24 protein-coding genes are annotated in these 23,213 nt (G+C 71.3%); 8 read left to right on the top strand and 16 right to left on the bottom strand.

The genetic code is table 11. From position 1 onward, the window contains the following. Window position 1: 1 nt before the first annotated feature. Window positions 2-82, bottom strand: a complete 81-nt coding sequence (gene kdpF / locus AC3E6M_RS00525; protein ID WP_138176504.1) for a K(+)-transporting ATPase subunit F — start codon at window positions 80-82, stop codon at window positions 2-4. Further along, window positions 79-258, bottom strand: coding sequence for a hypothetical protein (locus AC3E6M_RS00520; RefSeq protein WP_394529637.1), 180 nt, complete (start codon window positions 256-258; stop codon window positions 79-81). The genes kdpF and AC3E6M_RS00520 overlap by 4 nt, the downstream gene beginning before the upstream one ends. Window positions 259-487: 229 nt before the next feature. On the opposite strand from AC3E6M_RS00520, the gene AC3E6M_RS00515 reads away from it, so the two are divergent. From AC3E6M_RS00515 to AC3E6M_RS00500, 4 genes are all read left to right on the top strand, one after another. Further along, window positions 488-817, top strand: coding sequence for a PadR family transcriptional regulator (locus AC3E6M_RS00515; RefSeq protein WP_138173211.1), 330 nt, complete (start codon window positions 488-490; stop codon window positions 815-817). A gap of 1 nt (window position 818) precedes the next feature. Next, window positions 819-1,178 (top strand): DUF1048 domain-containing protein, encoded by a 360-nt coding sequence (locus AC3E6M_RS00510; protein WP_138173209.1) that lies wholly within the window; start codon window positions 819-821, stop codon window positions 1,176-1,178. A 90-nt stretch (window positions 1,179-1,268) separates the two neighbouring features. After that, complete coding sequence (locus AC3E6M_RS00505) at window positions 1,269-2,057, top strand: ABC transporter ATP-binding protein (RefSeq protein ID WP_490528739.1); 789 nt, start codon at window positions 1,269-1,271, stop codon at window positions 2,055-2,057. After that, window positions 2,054-2,815, top strand: coding sequence for an ABC transporter permease (locus AC3E6M_RS00500; RefSeq protein ID WP_138173205.1), 762 nt, complete (start codon window positions 2,054-2,056; stop codon window positions 2,813-2,815). Before AC3E6M_RS00505 ends, AC3E6M_RS00500 begins: the two co-directional genes overlap by 4 nt. Before the next feature lie 7 nt (window positions 2,816-2,822). On the opposite strand, the gene AC3E6M_RS00495 is transcribed toward AC3E6M_RS00500, so the two are convergent. The 7 genes from AC3E6M_RS00495 to AC3E6M_RS00465 form a co-directional block, all read right to left on the bottom strand. Next, window positions 2,823-3,188: a PLD nuclease N-terminal domain-containing protein gene (locus AC3E6M_RS00495; protein ID WP_138173203.1), complete on the bottom strand. Its 366-nt coding sequence runs from the start codon at window positions 3,186-3,188 to the stop codon at window positions 2,823-2,825. Window positions 3,189-3,269: 81 nt separating this feature from the next. Then, complete coding sequence (locus tag AC3E6M_RS00490; RefSeq protein ID WP_138173201.1) at window positions 3,270-4,154, bottom strand: CPBP family intramembrane glutamic endopeptidase; 885 nt, start codon at window positions 4,152-4,154, stop codon at window positions 3,270-3,272. A gap of 11 nt (window positions 4,155-4,165) precedes the next feature. Next, window positions 4,166-4,543, bottom strand: a complete 378-nt coding sequence (locus AC3E6M_RS00485; RefSeq protein ID WP_138173199.1) for a hypothetical protein — start codon at window positions 4,541-4,543, stop codon at window positions 4,166-4,168. Next, the gene (locus AC3E6M_RS00480; protein ID WP_138173197.1) at window positions 4,543-5,025 is read right to left on the bottom strand and encodes a hypothetical protein; all 483 of its coding nucleotides are present in this window, start codon (window positions 5,023-5,025) and stop codon (window positions 4,543-4,545) included. Before AC3E6M_RS00480 ends, AC3E6M_RS00485 begins: the two co-directional genes overlap by 1 nt. An 81-nt stretch (window positions 5,026-5,106) precedes the next feature. Then, on the bottom strand, window positions 5,107-5,928 hold the full coding sequence (locus AC3E6M_RS00475; RefSeq protein ID WP_138173195.1) for a MarR family winged helix-turn-helix transcriptional regulator: 822 nt from the start codon (window positions 5,926-5,928) through the stop codon (window positions 5,107-5,109). A 103-nt stretch (window positions 5,929-6,031) separates the two neighbouring features. Beyond that, window positions 6,032-8,143 carry an APC family permease gene (locus tag AC3E6M_RS00470; RefSeq protein WP_171024198.1) on the bottom strand — a complete coding sequence of 704 codons (2,112 nt, stop codon included), beginning with the start codon at window positions 8,141-8,143 and terminating at the stop codon, window positions 6,032-6,034. Window positions 8,144-8,221: 78 nt separating this feature from the next. Continuing rightward, window positions 8,222-9,079 (bottom strand): serine hydrolase domain-containing protein, encoded by an 858-nt coding sequence (locus AC3E6M_RS00465; RefSeq protein WP_138173193.1) that lies wholly within the window; start codon window positions 9,077-9,079, stop codon window positions 8,222-8,224. A 74-nt stretch (window positions 9,080-9,153) separates the two neighbouring features. Here AC3E6M_RS00465 and AC3E6M_RS00460 point away from each other — a divergent pair, with 74 nt between their 5' ends. Continuing rightward, on the top strand, window positions 9,154-10,242 hold the full coding sequence (locus tag AC3E6M_RS00460) for a VanZ family protein (RefSeq protein ID WP_252370898.1): 1,089 nt from the start codon (window positions 9,154-9,156) through the stop codon (window positions 10,240-10,242). A gap of 5 nt (window positions 10,243-10,247) precedes the next feature. Further along, window positions 10,248-11,501, top strand: a complete 1,254-nt coding sequence (locus AC3E6M_RS00455; protein WP_212743475.1) for a wax ester/triacylglycerol synthase domain-containing protein — start codon at window positions 10,248-10,250, stop codon at window positions 11,499-11,501. A 145-nt stretch (window positions 11,502-11,646) separates the two neighbouring features. On the opposite strand, the gene ypfJ is transcribed toward AC3E6M_RS00455, so the two are convergent. Genes ypfJ through AC3E6M_RS00440 form a run of 3 tightly spaced genes read right to left on the bottom strand, consistent with a single transcriptional unit; the run spans window position 11,647 to window position 14,345 of the window. Then, window positions 11,647-12,525 carry a KPN_02809 family neutral zinc metallopeptidase gene (gene ypfJ / locus AC3E6M_RS00450; RefSeq protein WP_138173191.1) on the bottom strand — a complete coding sequence of 293 codons (879 nt, stop codon included), beginning with the start codon at window positions 12,523-12,525 and terminating at the stop codon, window positions 11,647-11,649. A gap of 55 nt (window positions 12,526-12,580) precedes the next feature. Beyond that, window positions 12,581-13,084: a hypothetical protein gene (locus AC3E6M_RS00445; protein WP_138173189.1), complete on the bottom strand. Its 504-nt coding sequence runs from the start codon at window positions 13,082-13,084 to the stop codon at window positions 12,581-12,583. A gap of 46 nt (window positions 13,085-13,130) precedes the next feature. Beyond that, on the bottom strand, window positions 13,131-14,345 hold the full coding sequence (locus AC3E6M_RS00440; protein ID WP_138173187.1) for an amidohydrolase: 1,215 nt from the start codon (window positions 14,343-14,345) through the stop codon (window positions 13,131-13,133). A 214-nt stretch (window positions 14,346-14,559) separates the two neighbouring features. Between AC3E6M_RS00440 and AC3E6M_RS00435 the strand changes: the two genes are divergently transcribed. Beyond that, complete coding sequence (locus AC3E6M_RS00435) at window positions 14,560-15,753, top strand: NAD(P)/FAD-dependent oxidoreductase (RefSeq protein ID WP_490528738.1); 1,194 nt, start codon at window positions 14,560-14,562, stop codon at window positions 15,751-15,753. 118 nt (window positions 15,754-15,871) lie between these two features. Here the strand turns inward: AC3E6M_RS00435 and AC3E6M_RS00430 are convergent, their stop codons facing one another. Then, window positions 15,872-16,870 (bottom strand): LacI family DNA-binding transcriptional regulator, encoded by a 999-nt coding sequence (locus AC3E6M_RS00430; RefSeq protein ID WP_138173251.1) that lies wholly within the window; start codon window positions 16,868-16,870, stop codon window positions 15,872-15,874. Window positions 16,871-16,897: 27 nt separating this feature from the next. After that, complete coding sequence (locus AC3E6M_RS00425) at window positions 16,898-18,577, bottom strand: glycoside hydrolase family 13 protein (protein WP_138173183.1); 1,680 nt, start codon at window positions 18,575-18,577, stop codon at window positions 16,898-16,900. Window positions 18,578-18,742: 165 nt separating this feature from the next. Between AC3E6M_RS00425 and AC3E6M_RS00420 the strand changes: the two genes are divergently transcribed. Continuing rightward, a complete protein-coding gene (locus AC3E6M_RS00420; RefSeq protein ID WP_138173181.1) occupies window positions 18,743-19,267 on the top strand; it encodes an adenine phosphoribosyltransferase in 525 nt (174 codons plus the stop codon). A gap of 78 nt (window positions 19,268-19,345) precedes the next feature. On the opposite strand, the gene AC3E6M_RS00415 is transcribed toward AC3E6M_RS00420, so the two are convergent. Continuing rightward, window positions 19,346-20,566 carry a DUF418 domain-containing protein gene (locus AC3E6M_RS00415; RefSeq protein WP_138173179.1) on the bottom strand — a complete coding sequence of 407 codons (1,221 nt, stop codon included), beginning with the start codon at window positions 20,564-20,566 and terminating at the stop codon, window positions 19,346-19,348. Window positions 20,567-20,628: 62 nt separating this feature from the next. Beyond that, window positions 20,629-23,160 carry a bifunctional lysylphosphatidylglycerol flippase/synthetase MprF gene (locus AC3E6M_RS00410; RefSeq protein WP_138173177.1) on the bottom strand — a complete coding sequence of 844 codons (2,532 nt, stop codon included), beginning with the start codon at window positions 23,158-23,160 and terminating at the stop codon, window positions 20,629-20,631. Window positions 23,161-23,213: the final 53 nt, after the last annotated feature.

The raw sequence follows: 23,213 nt of genomic DNA, 5'->3' as shown, positions 1-23,213 counted from the left end.
GTCAGAACTTCTCGGGGCGGACGAGGGCGACCACCAGGTAGACGACCGCGGCGATGGCGAGGACGGCGGCGAGGACGCTCATGCGGAGTCGCCCCCTCGCTCGGGCGCCGGGGCGGGGGCGGGCGGCTGGGCGCCGCGGCCGGGGGTGCGCGCGGAGGGAGCGCCGGGCTGCGGGCCCAGCTTCTCGACCCCCTGCGCGATGAGGGCGACGAGCGCGAAGAGCGTCAGGATCGCGACGAGGTAGACGACATCGAGCACGATGACTCCAGGTTCGGGAGCTTCCGCGCGACTGCTGCGGCGCGGGCGCCGCGGGGCGGCACGTGTGTCGATGCAACTCCTGTCCGCGGCGGCATCCCGCCGTCCTTACGGTTTCCCTACGCCCTTCCGCCGGACGCATACGCCGTGCTCACGCGGCCGGTATCCGCTCTTGCTGAGTACCGGTACTCAGTGTTACTTTCTAGCGGTAGTCAACGATGAGGAGTAGCGGATGGGCAGACAAGACACCGAGATGCTCAAGGGGGTGCTCGAGGGTGTCGTCCTCGCCGTGCTGGCGCGGCGACCGGCGTACGGGTACGAGATCACCGTCGACCTCCGCGACCGGGGCTTCGCCGACCTCGCCGAGGGCACGGTCTACGCGATCCTCGTCCGCATCGAGCAGCGCGGTCTCGTCGATGTCGAGAAGGTGGCATCCGAGAAGGGGCCGCCGCGCAAGGTCTTCACGCTCAACGACACCGGGCGGGCGCAGCTCGCCGAATTCTGGACGACCTGGAGTCTGCTCGCCGACCGGCTCGAGCAGCTCCGCGAAGAAGGGAACTGACATGGCCTGGTACGAGAAGATCATCGGCGACCTGAGCGCCAAGAAGCAGTGGCGCGAGTATCGGCGCCGCCTCGACGCCCTCCCCGCGCCGTATCGGCAGGCGGGTCGAGCCCTCGAGCGGTACGTGCTCAACCTCGGGCCGACGAGCGAGCCTGACGCCCTCATCCGCATGGTGACCGACCTCGCCGACCTCCTCGAGCAGGCCGCGGCGGCCGGCACGCCGCTGCGGGATCTGACCGGCGACGAGCCGGCGGCCTTCGCCGAGGAGTTCATGGCGAACTACGGCGACGGCAGCTGGATCGGACGCGAGCGCGCGCGCCTTGCTCGCGCGATCGACGAGGCGACCCGCTCCCAGGGCTGACCCCCCCATCCGCACACGCCTCCGGACCCGGCTGGCCGGGGGCGATGGTCTCGTGCGCCCTCCGGCCGGTACCCACGAGAGGAAAAGTGCATGTCCATCATCGATACCGGCCCCGCGATCCGCGTGCGGGGCCTCCGGAAGTCCTACGGCGACGTCGCCGTGCTCGACGGCGTCGATCTCGACGTCGAGCGCGGCACCATCGTCGCGCTCCTCGGCTCCAACGGCGCGGGGAAGACCACGGTCGTCCGCATCCTGTCGACGCTGCTCCGCGCCGATGCCGGGACGGCGGTCGTCGACGGAGCAGACGTCGCGGCCCAGGCGGCGCGGGTGCGCGCCTCGATCAGCCTCACCGGACAGTTCGCCGCCGTCGACGAGGTCCTGACCGGTCGCGAGAACCTCACGCTCATCGCGCGTCTGCGGCATGTGCCCGACCCCACCGGCGCGGCGGACGAGCTGCTCGCGCGGTTCTCGCTCACGGATGCCGCACGCCGAGCGGCATCCACGTATTCCGGCGGCATGCGCCGTCGCCTCGACATCGCCATGAGCCTCGTCGGCCGGCCCGCGGTGGTCTTCCTCGACGAGCCGACGACCGGACTCGACCCGCAGGCGCGTCTGGAGGTGTGGGATGCCGTGCGCAACCTCGCCGCATCCGGCACCACCGTGCTGCTCACGACGCAGTACCTCGACGAAGCGGAGAACCTCGCCGACCGCATCGCGATCCTGCACGGCGGACGCATCATCGCGGAGGGGACGCTGGCCGACCTGCGGGCGTTGTTCCCCCCGACGACCGTCGAGTACGTCGAGAAGCAGCCCACCCTCGAGGAGATCTTCCTCGCCATCGTCGGCTCCGCCGGCTCGCTCGACGAGGGGGAATCATGACCACGCACGCTCTGTCCGACACCGCGGTGCTCACCGGCCGCTCCCTGCGGCACATCCTCCGCAGCCCCGACACGATCGTGACCACGGCGATCATGCCGGTCGCGATCATGCTGCTGTTCGTCTTCGTCCTGGGCGGCGCCGTCGACACTGGCGGCACCGCGTACGTGGACTTCCTGCTCCCCGGCATCCTGCTGATCACCGTGGCATCCGGCATCGCGTACACCGCGTATCGCGTGTTCCTCGACGTACGCGGAGGCATCGTCGATCGGCTCCGCTCCATGCCGGTTGCGCCGGCGAGCGTCCTGTGGGGACATGTCCTCACGTCGCTGCTGGCGAACGGGGTGTCTCTCGCGCTCGTCATCGGGGTGGCGTTGCTCGTGGGCTTCCGGTCGGGAGCCTCGGTCGGGGCATGGCTGGCGGTCGTCGGCATCCTGATGGCGTACACGCTCGCCCTCACCTGGGTCGCGGTGGTGGCGGGGCTCGCGGCGAAGACCATCGACGGCGCCAGCGCCTTCAGCTACCCGCTGATCTTCCTGCCGTTCGTGAGCTCGGCCTTCGCACCCACCGACACCATGCCGGGGCCGGTGCGCTGGTTCGCTGAGAACCAACCCGTGACCTCGCTCGTGGATGCCATTCGCGCGCTGCTCGCGCAGCAGTCCGTCGGCGCGAGCGTGTGGATCGCGCTGGCGTGGTGCGCGGGCATCCTCGCCGTCGCGTGGATCGTCGCGGTCGCCCGGTTCCGGCGGTCGGGACGCTGAGGCCGGGTTACGCGGGTGCGTAGCCGTCGGCGCGGCGGCGGCGCACCTGCTCCTCGAGGTCGGCGAGGTGCATCTCGCGCTCGAGGTCGGCGATCTGCTGCTCGGTCGTCCGTGCGTCGGAGGCGCGCGGGGCCGGAGCCGGCTCGGCATCCTTCTGCCACCGCCGCGGGTCGCCGAAGCTCATCGGCTCGCCCCGCCGCTCCCACTCGCGGCCGATCGTGAACCACAGGATCGACCCGATCAGCGGCAGCAGCACGATGAAGAAGACCCACGCGAACTTCGGCAGGTGCTTCACCTGGTCGTCGCGCCGGGTGATGGCGTCGATGAGCGCGACCACCATGACGGCGAGGGTCAGCAGGGCGAGGAGCGGCATGGCATCCACCCTCTCCCACGCGTGGACGCATCTCAAGGCTCGCGTGTCCGGCGCGGAGGGGCGGATGCCGGGGCCCGGGGCTCAGGAGGCGACGCGGACGCGCGGCTCCTCGTCGGCGTCGGCGCGGCCCTGCGCGTCGCCGCGCGTCACGATCAGCAGCACGACCGCCCAGACGACGTAGGCGACGGTGCCGACGAGCGCCACGACGTTCGCCGAGTTCACCGACGCGTGGGTGCCGTCGTCGATTCCGCCCGACGCGAGGATCGTCGTCGGATCCGTGAGGGTGTGCAGGACGATCGGCCACACCAGCGAGCCGCCCACGCGCAGCGTCGCGTACATGCAGATGCCGAACGCGAACGTGTAGACGACGGTCGGACCGACGGTGGAGATGCCCTGCCCGGTGAACAGGTTCGAGAAGTGCAGCGAGGCGAAGATCGCCGACGACAGTGCCATGACCGCCCACTCGCGGTACCCGTGCCGACGGAGCATCACGACGACCATTCCGCGCGTGAGGAACTCCTCGGAGAAGCCCACGAACAGTCCGGCGACGAGCACCGCGATGACGACGGCGACCCCGTAGCGGGCGTACTCGATACCGAAGAAGTGGAACACGATCGGCACGAGCACGAAGATCGGGCCGAGCCAGAACCACCACTTGCGCGGCACCGGCTGGCGTCCGAACAGGGGGCGGGGGAGCCAGCCGAGCGTCGCGGCGATGATCAGGAGCAGGACGCTCCCGAACAGCGGTTGCAGACCGATGGCGATGAAGGCCGAGATCGGCGTGGCGAAGATGTCGTCGGCATCCGCCAGCCCTCCCACGAGGGGGCGCAGCGCCAGTCCGGCGAGGTTGTACGACGCGATGTAGATCACGGCCATCAGGACCGCGCGCCACCAGCCGCCGCGGTTCCAGAACCGCTGCCACCCGTTCGTGCCCGTCACGTCGTGACGGCGGGAGTCGTCCCGCATCGACGTCCCGCTCACGCGAAGAACCGGTTGGCGCGCTGGGTGTAGAGCAGCGAGATCCCGGCGACGGCGAGCAGGATCGTGATGATCGCGCCGACCAGGACGTTGGCGTCCCGGTGTGCGATGGCCTGCAGGATGGCGCTGAGGATGGTGAGTCCGAGGGATGCCGTGACGATCACGCGGGCGATCCGGTTGGCGCCGAAGAGACCGAAGCTGACCAGCAGGGTGATCACGCCCACCACGATCGCGACCCACGTCGAGGGGATGGACACACCGGCCGGGGAGATCGCCCCGGTCAGGATGAGGATCGAGAGGCCGATCTGGAGGACGGCGGTGATCCAGGCGAGGACGGCGACGAGGGTCACGCCGCCGGGGCGGTCGTTGTAGGCCATCAGTCCGCGTCCTTTCCGAGCTCTGCCAGGAGGTCGTTCAGGCCGAGACCGCCGATGGTCTGCGCCTCGAACTCGAGGGTGTTCCCCGTCGTGGTGTCGGTGAGCTCGATCACGCGGACGGTTCCGCTGTGGCGGCGCTCGACCTCGAGGTCGGCGCGGTCGATATGGGCGACGGGGCGGAGGTTCTTCCACCCGCCCACGACGCCGGTGGACTGCCGGCCGAGGACGTAGAGCTTCGTCTCGGACAGGGCCAGGACGATCGAGGGGTAGCTCCCGTGCGACGCGCTGTGGGCGCGCTGGGCCAGCATTCCGCCCGCGACACCCCACGCCATCTGGTTGTTGCCCCCGGCGCTGACGCCGATGATCGAGCCCACGAGGCCGGACTTCGTCGACCCCCGCGGCATGACGACGGCGACGTCGGTGATCTGGTCGTCGGGGATGACGGCCTGTGCGCCCTCGCGCGCGTGCTCTTCTCTGGACATGACTGGCCCCTTCCGTCCTTTTAGGACATCACTGAACAACAGCCTTCCAGGACATGCCTGAACAATGCAAGGGGGGTCATCTCACGGTCGGAGTGTGGGCGGAGCCCACTCTGCGACCTCGGCGAAGAGGGCGACCAGGCGCTCGCGCTCGTGCTCGATGCCGTCCATCACCGCCCCGATCGCCCGCAGGCCCGCGGCGGTGGCCGCGAGCACCACGGCGCGCCCATCGCCGGGCACGGCCCCGCGCCGACGTTCGACGAACCCCTTCGCGCACAGCTGGTCGACGATGTACACCACGCCGGGCGGTGAGACCTCGAGGGGCTCGGCGAGATCGTTCGGCCGGATGCCACCCGCCCCGGCGATCATCACCAGAGCCGCACGCTGGCGGGCCGCGAGTCCGCCGCGGGTCGCGGCCGGAGGCATGTAGGCCACGAGCGCGGCTCCCGAGGCGCAGATGCGGAGGAGGAGCTCGAGGGGGTCGACCGACGGACCCGACGTCGGCGACGGGGAAGCGCCCTGCAGCCCCTGGCTGATCTCGCGGGCGATCCCGTCGCTTCGGCGGAGGAATGTCGTCACCTCGGCGCGCAGCCGCTCGGTCTGTTCCTCGCCGCGATCGGTGAGGACGACCTCGACCGCGCGTTTGTCGGCATCCGAGGGTCTGGTGGAGACGAGACCCTCCGTCTGCAGCCGCAGGACCAGCCGTGAGACGGCGCGCCGCCCGAGGCCGCTCACGTCGGCGATCCGGCGCGTCGTCACGACGTGCTCGGATGCCACGACCACCCGCGCGAGGATCTCCTCGATCTCCGCCCACTGGGTGCCGAAGACGGCGTCGACGACGCGCGTCATGTCGTCGTTGAATCGGCCCAGCAGCTCAACTGCGCGGGCCCGGGCCGTGGCATCCATCGGGGTGGTCGCTCCTTTTCGCCCCCTATCCAACCAGGGCTTCGTCGAAGCATCCCGACCGTGACGCCCGCGACGGGACGGACCCCGCGGGCGGGCCCCGCGGTCAGGCGCCGGAGTCGCCGACTTTGCGTCCCCGGCGGGCCGGATTCTGCGCGGAGTCGTGCGCCGACACCTGGGCGACGGGCTGGCCGCCGCGCTGCTGGCCGGGGAGCGGCCGCGAGCGGCGGCCGTAGATGAGCTCGGACGAATCGAGCAACCACGGGACGAGGGTGATCGAGACGCCGTGGACGAGCATGAGTTGCTGCGCCAGGCGCCGGGAGCGACGGTTGTGGAGCATCGACTCCCACCAGTGGCCGACGATGAACTGCGGCAGGTACACCGTCACCACCGCCGAGCCGTGCTTCTCGCGGTAGCTCTTGATGAAGCTGATCACGGGCGAGGTGTACGTGCGGTAGGGCGACTCGATGATGACGAGCGGGATGGGCATGTCGTGCTCGGCCCAGTCGCGCTGGACCCGGGTGGCATCCTCGTCGTTGATGGCGACGTGCACCGCGAGGGTTTTGTCGTGCTTGGCGGCCAGGGCGTAGTCGATCGCCTTCATGACCGGCTTCTGCAGCCGGTTGACGAGGATGATCGCCACGTCTCCCGACGACCCGAAGTGCACCGTGTCGTCCATGCGGATCTCGTGCTCGACGTCGCGGTAGTAACGGTTCACTCCGAGCATCAGGACCGCGAGGATCGGGATGGCGATGAACACCAGCCACGCACCGTGCGTGAACTTCGTGACGGTCACGATGAGCAGCACCACGACGGTGAGGGTCGCGCCGACGGAGTTGATCCACAGTCCCAGCACCGCCGAGCGACGCTCGTAGCGCGCGGACTCCTGTTTCGCCGCTTCGGGTGTCAGCAGTCGCAGTTCGCGCAGCGTTCGACGCCAGTGTCGGACCATGCCGATCTGTCCGAGCGAGAACGACACGAACACGCCGATGATGTAGAGCTGGATCAGCGTCGTGAGGTTGGCCTGGTAGACGATCAGCACGCCGATGGCGACGATGCCGAGGATGACCATGCCGTTGGAGTACACCAGGCGGTCGCCGCGGGTGTTGAGGGCCTTGGGCGCGTAGCCGTCGCGGGCGAGCACGGCGCCGAGCAGCGGGAAGCCGTTGAACGCGGTGTTGGCCGCGAGCAGCAGCACGCACGCGGTGGCGGCCTGGATGATGAAGAACGGGATGCTGCCCATGCCGAAGGTGGCCGCGGCCACCTGTGCCATGAGGCTCGGCTGCGGCAACGTGCAGTCGAAGCCGATGAGGTGGCAGGGGTTCTCGGCGTAGTGCACGCCGGAGAGCAGCGCCAGGGCGGTGAGCCCGACGAACAGCACGATGGCGATGCCGCCCATGAGCGTGAGGGTCGTCTGGGCGTTGCGGATCTTCGGTTTGCGGAAGGCGGGCACGCCGTTGGAGACGGCCTCGACGCCGGTGAGGGCCGAGCAGCCGCTCGAGAACGCCCGCAGCACGAGCAGGATCAGCGCAGCCTGCGTGAGGGATTCGGCCTGCACGGCGTACTCGGCGCTCGAGGCGACGGGCACGTCGCCGAGCAGCGCGCGGCCGAGGCCGACGACGATCATGAGGCCGACCGACCCGATGAACAGGTACGTGGGGATCGCGAAGACCGACGACGCCTCGCGAACACCGCGGAGGTTGACGATCACGATGAGGATGACGAATCCGACGGCGATCTCGACGCGGAACGGGTTCAGCCCGGGCAGCGCGGAGATGATGTTGTCGACACCGGATGCCACCGACACGGCGACCGTGAGGACGTAGTCGACCAGCAGGGCCGCCGCGACCACGACACCGGGCACCTCGCCGAGGTTCTTGCTGGCGACCTCGTAGTCGCCGCCCCCGGAGGGGTACGCCTTGATCAGCTGCCGGTAGCTCAGCACGACCACGACCAGCAGCACCACGACAGCCACCGCGACCCACGGGCTGAGCGTCAGCAGAGCCGTTCCGCCGATCAGCAGGATCATCAACAGCTCCTGTGGCGCGTAGGCCACGGAGGAGAGTGCGTCGGAGGCGAAGATGGGGAGTGCCATCTTCTTGGGGAGGAGCTGCTCGTCGAGTTTCTCCGACGTGAGCGGCTCCCCGATCAGGATGCGCTTGGCCATCGGCGTCTGTTCGCCGGGCTCGCGACTTTCGTCAGTCACGGCGCGCGACATTACGCCCCGCGGAGGCCCGGCGCAATCCGACGCGCACGGGGTTCACTCCGTCGTCGCCAGACCGTGACCACAGCAGGGTCAGGATGCCGCGATCTCGGCCGCGTAGGCGGCCACGGCGTCCGCCCCGAGGTGGTCGTCCGCCGAGATCGTCACGACCGTGTCGCCGGTGACGACCACCAGCTGTCCGTACGCCCCGTGCAGGCGCCATGCCGGCCCCGGTCCGTCCCACGCGCCCTGCGCGTATCGGCGGTACCCGTCGGTGTCGCCGCCCGTGTCGACCCATGCCGTGTGCACGGCATCCGCCCCCTCCGCGGGGATCACGCGACGCCCGTTCCAGACGCCGCGGTCGCGCAGGAGCGCGCCGAGCCTCGACATCTCCTCCGTCCGCAGCGACAGTCCCTCGCCGGCGAGGATGCGCCCGTGCGTGCAGCGTCGCCACTCGAGGCCCTCGAGCCCGAGAGGGGCGAACAGGCGCGGCTCGAGGAAGGCGGCGACGTCGCCCACGCGATGCGCGAGAAGAGCCATCGCCGTGTATGTGCTCGCGTTGGAATATTGGAAGACACGGCCCCGCGACGGGCGGGAGAGGAACTCCCCGGCGACATCCGGCCAGTCGGTCATCATCGTCGCCGACCACGGGAAGTCGATGCCGCTCGTCATCGACAGCAGGCGGCGGAGGGTGGTCTGCGCGCCCGCGGCCAGGTCGGGGGCGATCGCCTCGGCCGGCTCGTCGAGCCCGACCAGGCCCTCGGCGACGGCGAACCGCGCCGCGAGCGTGCAGACGGACTTGCTGACCGAGTGGATCTCCTCGCGCACGTCGGGAGTCCACCGGTACTCGGCGACCTCGTCGCCCGACCGCACGTGGAGACCGTGCGCGGTGAATCCGGTGGCGTCGATCCGAGCGACGAGGCGATCGCGGAGGTCGTCGGCGCGGGTCATCGTCCCAGGCTAACGAGCCCGCCCGTCCGGGCGCTCGCCCGGCATCGGCTGTCGCGCATGCCTAGGATCGCGGAGTGAACAACATCCTCGGGCCGGGCATGCTCGCGGTCGCCCTCGGCGGAATCGTCGCGTTTCTCGCTTTCATCCCCTTCGTCGCGGTCAGCTACCGCCGTCGCGGCGGACTGACCACCGGCCGCACCCTGCTGTGGGCGGGTGCGGCGGTGTACTTCTGGGCCATCTGGACCTACACGCTCGTCCCGGTGCCCGACTCCGACGACTACCGGTGCGCCGGCCGGAACTTGCGGCCGTTCGAGTTCGTCGACGAGATCCGCGCGGCCGTCGCGGTCTCGGGCCGCTACCTCACCGATCCTGTCGTGCTGCAGGTCGCGCTGAACGTGCTGCTGTTCGTGCCCCTGGGGTTCTTCCTGCGGGTGCTCGGGGGCCGCGGCATCCTGATCGCGGGCCTGGTGGGCCTGGGCATCTCGGGGATCATCGAGACGACGCAACTCACCGGCGTATGGGGCATCTTCCCGTGCGCGTACCGTGTCTTCGACGTCGATGACCTCATCGTCAACACTTTCGGCGCCCTCCTCGGATCGCTCCTCGCCTTCGCGGTGCCCAAGAAGCACCGTGGCGCGCAGAAGACCCCGGATGCCGAGATCCCCCGCCCCGTCACGCGCGGGCGTCGCCTGCTCGGCATCCTGTGCGATGTCGTCGGGGTCGGGCTCGTCGGCTCGGGTGTGGCGGTGGCGGTGCAGGCGGTGCTGCTGCTGGTCGTGGGCGACCCCGGCCGTACCGGCGACATCGCCTCGGTCGCCGGGAACACCGTGGCCGCGCTCGTGTGGCTGGTCGTGATCCTCGGCACGGGTCGCTCGATCGGCGACCTCGCGACCCGCGTGCGGTACACCGACGGCGTGCTGCCGCGCTGGCTGGCGCGGCCGCTGCGATTCCTCACCGGGGCCGCGGCTTACACCGTGCTTCAGAGCCTTCCCGCGCCGTGGTCGCTGTCGGCGTTCCTGCTCGCGCTCGCGACCGTGGTGCTGCTCTTCGTGTGGCGCGACGGTCGGGGTCTCACCGGCTGGATCGGCCGCCGGCGCCTGGTCGACGACCGCGAGGGCGTCGTGAGCCCGACGGTGGATGCCCCGTCGGGACGCCTACGCTGATCGGCATGGGGGAGCCTCTTTCTCCGGACGATGCGCGCATCCTCGCGCTCGAATCCGACGCGGTCCGCGGGCACGCGCTGAAGCTGCTGATCCTCGAGCCCGGCACGGCGCTCGACCTGGATGCCGTGCGCGCGGGCGTGCTCGCCCGTCTCGCCGCTTTCCCGCGGGCGCAGCAACGGGTCGTCGACGGCCCCGACGGGCCATCGTGGCAGGACGTGGACGACCTCGACCCGCGCGCCCACGTGCGGAAGTTCCCGGCCGCGGATCCCGTCGAACTGCGTTCCGTCGTCGGCCGGCTGATGTCGGAACCGCTCGACCGCGCCCGACCGCTGTGGACGATCGACCTCATCGGCCCTCTGGCCGACGGCCGCGAGGCCCTGGCGATCCGCGTGCACCACGCGATGGCCGACGGCATCACGGCGGTCCGCTTCCTGGACACGGTGGTGTTCGAGCCGCACGACGCCCCGGCGCACGACGTCGGCATCCGCGATCCCGAGGCCCGTCCGACCCGCTGGCGGGAGTGGGAACGGATGCCGCTCACCCTCGCCCGCGAGCTGGGTCACCCGGGTTCTCCGTCGCCGTTCGACCGCCCGCTCACGGCCCTGCGGGCGCTGGCATTCGCGGACGTGCCGCTGCGCGAGGCCCGCGAGGTGGGGGCGTCGCGGCCGGATCACGCGACCGTGAACGACGTGCTGCTGGCCGTCGTCGGCGGAGCGGTGCGCCGTGTGCTCGAGCGGCGCGGGCACGTGCCGCACCTCAACGCTCAGGTGCCGGTGAGTCTGCACGAGGCGGGGGAGGACGCCGCGACCGTCGGCAACCGCGACTCGTTCATCGACGTCGACCTCTGCCTGCACGAGGTCGACGATGTGCGCCGCCTCGATCTGCTCAGCGCCCAGACCCGGGAGCGCAAGCACGGCCACGACGCGCGCTCGCTCGACGACCTGTTCCACGCGCTCGCGGCCGCGGGCTCGGTCGGGTCCGCTCTGCGCGGCTTCGCCGACGGCCCCCGGGCCTTCGCGCTGTCGGTGTCGAACGTGCCGGGGCCGCGGGTCGCGGTCGGTGTCGCGGGGCGACGCGTGACACACGTCTACACGTCGTCGGAGCCCGCGCCTCACCACGCGCTGCGGGTAGCGGCGATCTCGAACGACCGGTGGCTCGGCGTGGGCTTCTGCGTCGACCCTGTCGCCGTTCCCGACGTGGAGGCGTTCGCCGATGCCGCGCACGACGCGTGGGAGGCGTTGCGCGGGGCTGCCGGCTGACGTCGCACTCACACCTCTGCTCAGCGCTGGCCCGCTGCCGTGACGGGCGAACCTCGTCCCACATAGTGCCGTTTCGGTCTTCTTATGTGGGACATGCACCGCCAGAAGTGGGACGAGGCTCAGGGGGCGAGAGCGCCGGCGGACCTTACAGGCTCCCCGCCGGCACCGCGAACGTGTCGCACGCGTTCACGCCGCCCGCGCGCCCGGCCTCGAACCAGCGCTGACGCTGCTCGCTCGAGCCGTGGGTCCAGCTCTCGGGGTTGACGACCCCGCCCGATTCGGCCTGGATGTGGTCGTCGCCGACGGATGCCGCGGCAGCCAGGGCGTCCGTGATCTCCTGCGTCGTGGGAGGTTCGAGGTAGGGCGTGCCGTTCTCGTCGACCTGGTCGCCGGCGTCCGCCACCCACGCGCCCGCGAAGCAGTCGGCCTGCAGCTCGGTGCGGACACCGTTGCTCGCCGGTCCCGTGCCGTTGTTCGGGTGCTGCTCCATGACGCCGATGAGCTTCTGCACGTGATGGCCGTACTCGTGTGCGAGGACGTACAGCTGCGCGAGCGGACCCGCGGTGGTGTCGAACTGTTCGCGCAGGAGGGCGAAGAACGTCGGGTCGACGTAGACCGTCTCCTCCGGCGGGCAGTAGAACGGCCCGGTCGCGTTCGACGCCGTCCCGCACCGGGTCGAGGTCGACCCGTCGACGATGATGAGCTGCGGCTCGCGGTACCCCTCGAGGGTCTTCTGCCAGAACTGGTCGATGTTGAGCGATGCGGCCGCGAGGCGGCAATCGTCGTTGCGGTTGGCATCCTGACCCGTCTCGCAGCTCGCGATGCGCTCGCCGCCGCCGGCGGGAGCGGCCGGGTTTCCACCGCCGTCGCCCAAGAGTCCGGTCAGGTCGGTGCCGGTGAAGAGCGAGATCAGCAGCACGACGACCGCACCGAGACCCACCGCGCCCCCGCCGACCGCGGCCACCGTGCCGCCACGGCGTCGAGCCGAATTGCCGCCCACGCGGGCGTTGTCGTTGAACGTCACGTCCGAGACGGTAGCGCGCGGCGAGCGGCTCCGGTGGGGGGTTGAACCGGGCGGATCAGCCGGTCGCGCCCATCGGGCGCGTCGAGATGTCGTAGGTCGCGAAGGGGAACGGGTGCAGCAGCGAGTAGCTGCTCCAGTCGTCGACGCGGACGGTGGAGATCGCCCAGAACCCGACGGCGAACGTCACGAGCGTCAGCACCACGATCGCCATGCGGGCGTTGTTCACGACCCGCAGCGCGTCGTCGATCGTGTCGGCGCGTCTCAGCATCCGCGTCAACGACAGCACCACGATCAGGGCGATCGCGACGTAGACGAGCGGGCTCGCGCTCATCGTGACCGAGCCGCACATCGGTGCGATGTCGGTCGGCTGCCCGTCGGCGTCGAGGAACCCACCGCTGCCGGTCGCTCCACCCGAGCAGCTGCTCATCGAGCCGTGGAGGAACGTCGCGAGCATCGCCGCCGCCACGATGGCCCAGATGAGGAGGGTGCGGATGCTGACGATGATCGCGGCGCCCGGAAGCAGCACGTCGCTCGGCGACTCTTGCTGCGTGACGGTCATGGTGGCCTCCCCGGGGGTCCCCTCCACCCTCACACGGAGGCCCCGATCAGTCCAGGAACTCCCGCGCCGCGACGACGAGGTTCTCGACTCCGCGATCGATCGTGGGCTGCATCAGGGGGGCGAAGAACGGCGAGTGGTTGGTGGGGATGTCGCGCTCGATCGTGCCGCCGGCCAGGGCGTCGGCGAAGACCTGCGGATCCACTCCGCCCCAGAACCAGAACACGAGCGGCGCGCCGGACTCGCGGGCGAACCACGACACGTCCTCGCTGCCGGTGAACATGCCGGGGTCGACGACGCTCGCCTCGCCGAACGTCCGACGGAAGGTCGCGGTCAGACGGGCCGTGGCATCCGGGTCGTTGATCGTCGGCGGCAGGGAGTGGTCGGTCGTGATCGTCGGCGTCTGCTCGGCTCCGGAGGCCTCGGCTTCGGCGCGGACGATCCGCTCGACCTTGCTCATCACGCGCTCACGCGCGACGTCGTCGGGGTAGCGGAGGCTGAGCTCGAGCTTCGCCTCGGCGGGGATGATGTTGTTCTTCAGCCCCGCGTGGATCGAGCCGACGGTCACGACGGCGACGTCGCGCGGGTCGACCTCGCGCGAGACGACGGTCTGCAGGCGCATGACGGTGGCGGCGGCCATGACGACCGGGTCGATCGTGGAGTGCGGGCGCGAGCCGTGCCCGCCACGGCCATGGAGCACGACGGTGAGTCCGTCGGAGGCTGCCATCTGCGTGCCGGGGCGCACGCCGATCGTGCCGGCCGGGAGCGGGGTCACGTGCTGCCCCAGCACGATGTCGGGGCGCGGGTATCGGTCGAGCACGCCGTCGGCGATCATCGCCTGGGATCCTGCGCCGTACTCCTCGGCGGGCTGGAACACCGCGACGACCGTGCCCGACCACTCCGCGGTGGTGGCGACGAGTCGCTCGAGCGCGCCGATCAAGGCCGTGACGTGCATGTCGTGGCCGCACGCGTGCATGACGGGGACGGTGGTGCCGGCAGGGTCGGTGCCGCGCGCGGTGCTGGCGTAGGGCAGCCCCGTCTTCTCTTCGACGGGGAGGCCGTCCATGTCGGCCCGCAGCCACACCACGGGACCGGGGCCGTTGTCGATCTTCGTGACGACCCCGGTCGTGCCGACGCCCTCCTCGACCTCGAGTCCCAGGTCGGCGAGGTGCCGCGCGATGACGCCCGCGGTCCGCGTCTCCTGGAACGACAGCTCGGGGTGCGCGTGCAGGTCGGTGTACAGGCTCTCGAGGTCGACGCTCATGCCCCGAGCCTATGCGCCGCGTCGTCGCGGTGTCCCGTGCGCTTCCGTGCCGCGGCACCCCCCCCGCGGTTCAGTGTCCAAGACACGCGGACGTTCGATCGTGGCATCCGCATGTCTGGGACACCGAAACCGTCGCGCCGGGTCTCCGGTACCGGATGCCACGTCCCCTGTCCAGCCGTCCCGGGCGGACGACGGCGGCGGCGAGGCTGGATGCATGGCCACGACACACTTCGACTACCTCATCGTCGGCGGCGGAATGGTCGCCGACACGGCTGCCCGCGGCATCCGCGAGATCGATGCGGCCGGGTCGATCGGCATCCTGAGCGACGACATCGAGGAGCCGTACACGCGGCCCGCGCTGAGCAAGAAACTGTGGACCGACGACGAGTTCACGTGGGACAAGGTGCCGCTGAACACCGTCGATGACACCGGCGCCGACCTCCGGCTGCGGACGCGGGCGACCGCGATCCGTCCCGAGGCTCACGAGGTGGATGCCGCCGGCGAGACGTTCGAGTACGGCAAGCTGCTCGTCGCGACCGGCGGGCACCCGGTGCCGCTCCCGATCGAGGACGGCACGAACGGCGAGCGGGCGCTGTCGTTCCGTACGGCCGCCGACTACCGGCGCCTCCGCGCCCTCGCGCACGACGTCGACCGCATCGCCGTGGTCGGTGGCGGATACATCGGCTCCGAGCTCGCCGCGGCCCTCGTGCAGAACGACGTCAACACCGTCCTGATCCACACCGGGGCCGTCCTCGGCGACGCGGTGTTCCCGCCCGCCCTCGCGGAGCGGTTCGAAAGGCTGTTCCGCGATGCCGGGGTCGAGATCGTCGCGGGCGCGAAGGTCACGGGCGGCGCAGCGGGTGCCGCCGGCATCCGTCTCGCACTCGAGAACGGTGACGAGATCCGCGCCGACGCGGTCGTCAGCGGCCTGGGCATCGAGATCGCCACCGACCTCGCCGAGGCCGCCGGGCTCACGGTCGAGGACGGCATCGTGGTCGACGCGCAGCTGCGCTCCACGGCGGAGGATGTCTGGGCCACCGGCGACATCGCGAGCTACCCCGATCGGATCCTCGGACGTCGCCGCGTCGAGCACGTCGACAACGCCAACGAGATGGGCCGGGCCGCAGGCCGCAACCTCGCGGGCGCCGGGGAGCCGTACACGCACACGCCGTACTACTACTCGGCGGTGTTCGGCATCCGGTACGAAGCGGTCGGAACGCTCGACTCGTCGCTCGAGACGGTGGAGGACTGGATCGACACCGACCGCGGTGTCGTCTACTACCTCGACGACGATCGCGTCGTGGGCGTGCTGCTGTGGAACGTCGAGGACGCCCGCGACGCCGCTCGCGCCGTGCTGGCCGAGGCCGACACTCTCACGCGCGACGACCTGGCCGGCCGCATCCGCTGACCGGGCCTGCACAACTCCGGCAGTTTCGCCGGTGTGGTGCGCTGCGCGCGGTGTCTGGGCTGATTCGCCGGAGTTGTGCACCCCCGGAGGCTGCAGCTCCCGGGCGCGCGGCGCCCGCTCAGGCCGCGGGCGGCGCCGTCGACCCGCGCTCGAGCAGTGCGAACGGCAGGGTGCCGCGGCGCGCGGCGGGCGCGGCGCCGTCGAGCTCGGCGAGCACGGCCTCGGCGGCCCGCTCGCCCTGGCCGCGGGCGAACTGGTCGATCGTGGTCAGGCCGAACCACCGGCCCAGGTCGTTGCCGTCGACGCCGATGATCGAGACGTCCTCCGGTACCCGCAGCCCCGCCTCGCGGGCGGCGAGCACGGCACCGATCGCCATCTCGTCCGAGGCGGCAAAGATCGCGGTCGGGCGCCCGTCCCCGCCGAACAGGCACCGGGCCGCGCCCGATCCTCCCTCGATCGTGAAATCCGCGGCGGCGAACAGCGGCACCGCGCCCGCGGCATCCATCTCGTCGGCGAAGCCCCGACGACGCAGCGCCGGCACGGACGAGACGGCGTCGGTGGTGGCATCCGCCCCGATGTGCGCGATGCGCCGGTGCCCGAGGTCGAGCAGATGCCGGGTGGCGACGCGGCCGACGGCGAGGTCGTCGACGGTGAGGGTCGTCAGCAACGGTGTCGGTCCGGCGATCGCGACGATCGGGATGCCGAGTCCTCGCAGCAGCGTCGACTCCTCGGCGTCCAGTTCGAGGGCGATCGTGATGACGCCGTCGATGCGTCGGCGCCGCAGGTGGTCGTCGAAGACGCGGCGACGTTCGGCGGGGTCGGTGCTCACGCTGTAGAGCGTGATGTCGTAGCCCTCGCGCACGAGGCCGTCGGAGATCCCGGCGAGCACGGTGCTGAAGAACCACCGGTCCAGCAGCGGCACGACCACGCCGATCGCACGGGACCGCCCGCTCGCGAGGCTCGACGCGGCCGCCGAGACGACGTAACCCAACTCCTCGGCGGCCGAGAGCACCCGCGCGCGCGTGCCCGACGACACCTGCCCGCGCCCGCTCAGAGCCCGCGAGACCGTGGCCGTCGACACGCCCGCCCGTCGGGCGACGTCGTCGATGCCGACCACGGTCTCGCGGGAACCGGATGCCACGGCTCAGGCCGCGGCGATCCAGACCGTCGTGTCGGTGGGGAGCCCCGTGCCGTCGAGCGGGCCGCTCGCGATCAGGATCTCGCCCTCCGGCAGCGCGACAGCGGTGTCGCCGAGGTTGGCGATCACGGTGACGGGACCGTTGCGGAACGCCACCACGTCGTTGCCGAACCCGTCGAGCCACTCCAGCGCGCCCGCGCCGAGGCCGCGCGCGCGACGCTCCGCCAGGAGCGAGCGGTAGAGCGACAGCGTCGAGGCCGGGTCGTCCACCTGCACGTCGCGGGCGAGCTCGGCCCACTCGGCCGGCTGCGGCAGCCAGGCGGCGCCGGTGTCGTTGAAGCCGTACGCGGGGGCGTCGGCGGTCCACGGGATCGGCACGCGGCAGCCGTCGCGGCCGTAGCGCTCGCCGTTCGTGCGGAACCACGTCGGGTCCTGACGCGCGTCGTCGGGCAGGTCGATGACCTCGGGCAGGCCCAGTTCCTCGCCTTGGTACAGGTACGACGAACCGGGGAGCGCCAGCATCAGCGAGGTCGCGGCGCGGGCGCGGCGCAGACCCTTCACGGGGTCGGGCTGGCCCGGGGACTTCGGTCCGATACCCGCGCCCTGCGGGTTCTCGGCCGTCAGCGCGAGACGCGAGGCATGACGCACGACGTCGTGGTTCGACAGCACCCACGTGCTCGGTGCGCCGACGGCACCGTACTCGTCGAGCGACTCGTCGATCACGGTGCGGAGGGCTTCGGCATCCCACGTGGTTTCGAGGTAGTGGAAGTTGAACGCCTGGTGCATCTCGTCGGGGCGGACCCACAGTGCCGTCTGCGCGACGGTGGGGAGCCACGCCTCGGCGCACAGCGCGCGGTCGCCGTCGTACTCGGAGAGCACGTCGTGCCACTCGCGCCACACCTCGTGCACGCCGGGTTGGCCCCAGTAGGGCACCTCTTCGGCGTCGCCGCCCATGGAGCCGGCGTCGGGGTCCGGGGTGTAATCGGGGAGGCCCTCGGCCTTGATGAGGCCGTGCGCGACGTCGACGCGGAAGCCGTCGACCCCGCGGTCGAGCCAGAAGCGCAGGACGTCGCGGAACTCCGCGCGCACCTCGGGGTTGGTCCAGTCGAAGTCGGGCTGCGACTCGTCGAAGATGTGCAGGTACCACTGGCCGGGGGCGCCGTCGGCCTCGGCGACGCGCTTCCACATGCCGCCGCCGAAGACGCTCTCCCAGTTGTTCGGGGGCAGTTCGCCCTTCTCGCCCGTGCCGTCGCGGAAGATGTACCGCGCCCGCTCGGGGCTGCCCGGGGCCGCGGCGAGGGCCTCCTGGAACCAGACGTGCTGATCGCTGGAGTGGTTCGGCACGAGGTCGACGATGACCCGGATGCCGCGTTCGTGCGCGCCCGCGAGCATCGCGTCGAAGTCGGCCAGGGTGCCGAAGATCGGGTCGACGTCGCGGTAGTCGGCGACGTCGTACCCCGCGTCCTTCTGCGGCGACCGCTGGAAGGGGCTGAGCCAGATGGCATCCACCCCCAGCTGCTGCAGATCGTCGAGGTGCGCGGTGACGCCGGGCAGGTCGCCCAGGCCGTCGCCCGAGGCGTCCGCGAAGGAGCGGGGGTAGATCTGGTAGATGACGGCGGTGCGCCACCACTCGGAGCCGGGGGCGGACGCGAGTTCGGGGCGCGGGTCCTCCTGCGTGAAAGTCATGCGACCACGCTAGTGCAAGCGCTTGCAGTGTGGCGAACTCCGGGCGGCGTTCCCGCGGTCAACAGAACCATGTCCCAGTGATGGCCACTTCGGCGCCCCGCATCCGGCCACCATCGGGACATGCTCCGCCAGAAGTGGGACAAGGTCCGCGTCTAGGCTGGGGCGGTGCCCGACGCCTCCGCCATCGCCCGTGCCGAATCGCTGATCGGCAGCATCCCCGACTACCCCGAGGTCGGAGTGACGTTCCGCGACATCACGCCGCTGCTGGCGGATGCCGCGGCCCTGCGCGCCACGATCGACGCGCTGCTCGAGCCCTTCGCGGGCCGCTTCGACGTCGTCGCCGGCATCGAGGCCCGCGGATTCCTGCTCGCCGGCGCCGCAGCCGTCGCGGCGGGCGTGGGCCTGGTGCCCATCCGCAAGGCCGGCAAGCTCCCGCGGCCCGCGGCATCCGTCTCGTACGCGCTCGAGTACGGCACGGCCGAGATCGAGATGCACGACGACATCGCCGACGGCACCCGCGTGCTGCTGCTCGACGACGTGCTCGCCACCGGCGGGACGCTCGAGGCCGGCCGCGCGCTCGTCGCCCGCCTCGGCGGCGAGGTCACCGGCACCGCGGTGCTGCTCGAGATCGACGCGCTGGGCGGCCGCGAGGTGCTCGGCGGCGACGTGCACTCGGTCTTCCACGTCTGACGCGGCCGGCTGCGCGCCGGTGCCCCACCGCGCGGGCATCGCTTCCGTGCCGCGTCGAGTCGTCGGCGACCCGGGGGCTCACCGGCGACCAGGTCGCTCGCTGATCCAGGCGACGGCCGCGTGCATGCCGGACTCGATCGGACCGCGGCGGAACCAGCGCAGCCACAGCACGGCGAAGATCGCGGCGACCGCGGCGAAGGCGAGGAGCACCCAGAGCGGTTCGCCGGGCATCGCGCTGAGCCCGAGCGCGTTGATGGCGAGGACGTGCCCGGTGTACACGGTCAACGACATGGTTCCCACCGCCGCGATGGGCCACGTCAGTCGCGGCAGACGCGAGGACAGCCAGATCGAGGCGGCGATGACGACGAGCGCGGCACCGACGCCCCCGATGATCTCCAACGGTGCGCCCGTGTGCTGGTCGGCGCTCAGCAGACTCGCCCACTCGACCTCGCCGGTCGGCTTCCCCTCGCCGAACGGCTTCATCCCGGCGCCCTCGGCCTTGTCGAGCATGCTGCCGAAGTCCTTCTTCGATGCCTCCCAAGTGGGGGCCGCGCCCGGAACCAGGAGGCGCGCGGCGAACGCGCCGCCGTACCCGACGATCATCAGCCCGACGCCCCACACGAGAAGGCGCACCTTGCGCAGCCGTTCGACGCCGATGCGGCCGAGCCCCAGACCGACGAAGAGGAACGGCATCCAGGTGATGGCCGGGTACGCCCCCGTCAGCAGAAGTCGTGTCACCCCTTCTCCCGAGAGGAGGGCGATCGGATCGACGCGATCGATCTGTGCCAGCGCCCCCGTGACGACGGCCGAGGACCGCAAGAGCATCGACGCGATGGGGCCCGCCACCGCGGTGGCGCCGGCAAGGATGAACAGTGTCCGAGGCGCAAGGCGGAGGAAGGGCAGAGAGAGCAGGAAGAACACCCCGTAGTAGGCCAGGATCACCTTGACCGGGGTGCCCAGGGCCACGAGGGCCGTGCCGAGAGCGAGGATCAGGACGGCGCGGACGGCGATCTTCTGCGCCGCCACGCGCGAGCTCGCGCCGATGTCGCGGCCCCCGGACATCAGGGCGAGGGACACCCCGGCGAGCGTGGCGAACAGGATCGACGACCGCCCCTGCGCCAGGGCCATGACCGAGCCGACGACGGTGCCGTCGTCGGCCGAGGGGCCCACGTGCGCGGCCAGCATGCCGAGCATCGCCACCCCGCGGGCCAAGTCGATACCCCGGATGCGAAACCGCTTCGGAGCCGGCGGCCCCTCGGGCGTCGACCGGGTGAGCGCGGCGGGAGAGGGGCTCGTCATCGTCGTGTTCCGTTCGGTCGTGGGGCGCGGTAAAGCGGACGGTGGGCGGGACGAGTCACGGCTCAGGGAGCCGCCGACTCGCGGGAGCGGCGGAGCGCTCCGGTCAGCTGGGCGGCCTTCCTCAGCGTCAGCCCGGGGATGTAGCAGCGGACCAGTGCGATCGCGATCGAGGGGAGCTGCGCGGGGTCCGGGTAGACCATCCAGAGCGGAGAGAAGACGGGCTGGAACTTCTTCTTGAAGTTCGCCAGCGACCGAAAGCCGTACGCGGGCTCGAGCAGCGCGCCGAGGGCATCCAGCCCGCGGTCCAGGGAGCTGCGGTCGTGCTCGTCGCCCGACGTATGACGGGCCAGCGGCGAGCCCGACAGGCTCAGGAACGTCATGCCGTCGGCGCGGAGCTGCTCGACGGCCCGGCCGATGAGGAACTCCATCACGCCGTTCATCGCCCCGTCCCGGCGACGCATGACATCGAGGGCATAGCCCACCACCTGGCCGTCACGGTGGACGGGGATCCAACTCGTGAAGGCGACGATGCGCTCATGCGCGTCGCGGGCCAGCAGCAGCCGCACCGCGGGGTCGTCGATCTGCTCGGTCGAGCCGAGCGTGAATCCCATCTCGGGGATGCTCTTGTCGGCCACCCAGGCCTCGGAGATGTCGCGGATCTGGCCCCGCTCGAGGAACGTCAGGGCACTCCAGCGGGTCCACTGCGAGGTGACTCCCTCGCGGTCGGCGCGGTGGGTGGCGGTCCGCACGTCCTGGCGCTTCTTTCCGGTCGGCATCCACGTGACCGGGTCGATCAGCGCCTCCTCGGCGACCTGAAGCCGCTGCCACCCCAGCGAGTCCAGACGCGCGCGGTCGGCTTCATCGACGCTGTAGAAGACCGGCGTCCAGCCGTGTTCCTCGCAGAAATCGGCGAAGGCGCGCCCGACCGTAGGGGAGGTGCGGTCGGGGCCGAAGGGGCCGCCGAGGGTCACCGCGAACCCTCCGCGGACGCGGTAGGCGACCGCGGCCTCGACGTCGGGGGAGAACCAGTACGAGTTGCCCTCCCAGAGCGTCATGTGTCCGAGGGTGTCCCCGGATCCCGCCGCGAGCAGCGTCTGCGCGCGCTCGCGATCAGGCGACCCGGCCTCGGCCCGAGAGTTCGCGATGAACCGCACGGATGCCACGGCGACCGCGACCCAGAAGAGCAGCGGCGGCAGGTACCACACGACCTGCGCCGCCCCGCTGGCCGGCACGAACGCCAGCGCCTCCGCGGGGAGGAGCGACGGGGGGAGCAGCCGGAGCGGGAGCGTCGCCATCAGGGCCGGCACGCTCGGCCACGGGCGGAACCCGCCCGCGAAGGCGAGGGTGCCGACCACGGCGATCGTGAGGGAGAGGATCGCGGACAGAAGGATCGTCGAGGCGAAGCGGCGGCGGACGATGGCGCCGGAGGGGATCTGGGCGGCCGAGCGGAAGCGGAGGAGGAGGACGGCGGCGGCGAGGGGCAGAAGCGCCCCCACGACCATGCCGAGCACGGTCTGCCACACGTCGGTGACGGCGAATGCTTCGCGTGCGCCGGCGAGCTGCTCGAGCGTGTCGATCTCGCTCAGCGCGACGAGGGCGACCATCGCGACGAACGTCATCAGGTTGATCGCCACGGCGAGGTGCAGTGCGCCGCGCCGCCCGCGCAGGATCCCCCAGGCCGCGACCAGCAGGACGACCTGCGGCAGCGCCGCGATCCACCCCGCCCACGGCTGGAGCTCGGTGTAGTCGCTCAGCGGGACCGGACACGGCGCGGCGCTCGAGCCGATGGCGCAGACGACATCGTTCACCGTCGCGAGGGGGTCGTACGACAGCCAGCCGTAGATCGACAACAGGCCCGCGCCCGACCCCCAGAGGGTCGCGATCACCGGGCCCACGGCGATGATGACGGTCAGGGCGGCCAGGAGGATGCGCTTCTCGCGGAGCGAGCTGCGCAGCACCCCGGGGGCGCTCGACCCACCCATCAGCAATCCCGCGCCCGCGCCCACCGGGAGGGCGATGAGCGCGTACATGTCGCTGGCGGATGCGGCGTAGAGGAAGAGCGTGACGGCGAAGACGATGCTGCCGAGGCGGATGCGTCGGCGCCACAGCGGTGACGCGAAGCAGCTGGCGGCCATGGCGACCGTCACGAGCGCCGCGAGAGGCGGTGCCCCCGCCACCGGCGGAGCGTTGAGGGGGATCGCCGGGATGACGTGCTCCTCGAAGACGCCGAGCGCCTGTCCGATCGTGGCAACGACCAGGCCGCCGCCGAAGAACGCCGCCAGAAGGCGACGGGTTCCGAGCACGCCCTCGGCCAATCCGCACACGACGAGGGTGACCGCGAGCACCGCAGCCAGGGTGAGCGGCTGATCCACGCGCAGAAGGGCCAAGAGCATCTCGCGGACGTCGAACGGCCCGGCATCCAGCTTGCCGCCGCCCGTGGCCATCGTCACGACGCTGGCCACCACCATGGCCGTCGCAATCGACACGGTGCCGAGGCGCCGGCGCAAGAGGGTGACGGCGGCGCGCGAGCGCGGCGTGCGAGGGTCCTGCCGCGCCGCGGGCGTCGATACCGTCGGGGTCGAGACCTGAGACATCGGTCCTCCGTCTGACGTGGATGCCGTGGGTCCGGCATCCCTCTCCATGCTTC

The organism is Microbacterium sp. SCPM-O-B-15248 (M128), from assembly GCF_058214835.1.
The sequence above is the reverse complement of the archived record's forward strand: the minus strand, read 5'-3'. Positions and strand labels throughout refer to the sequence as shown.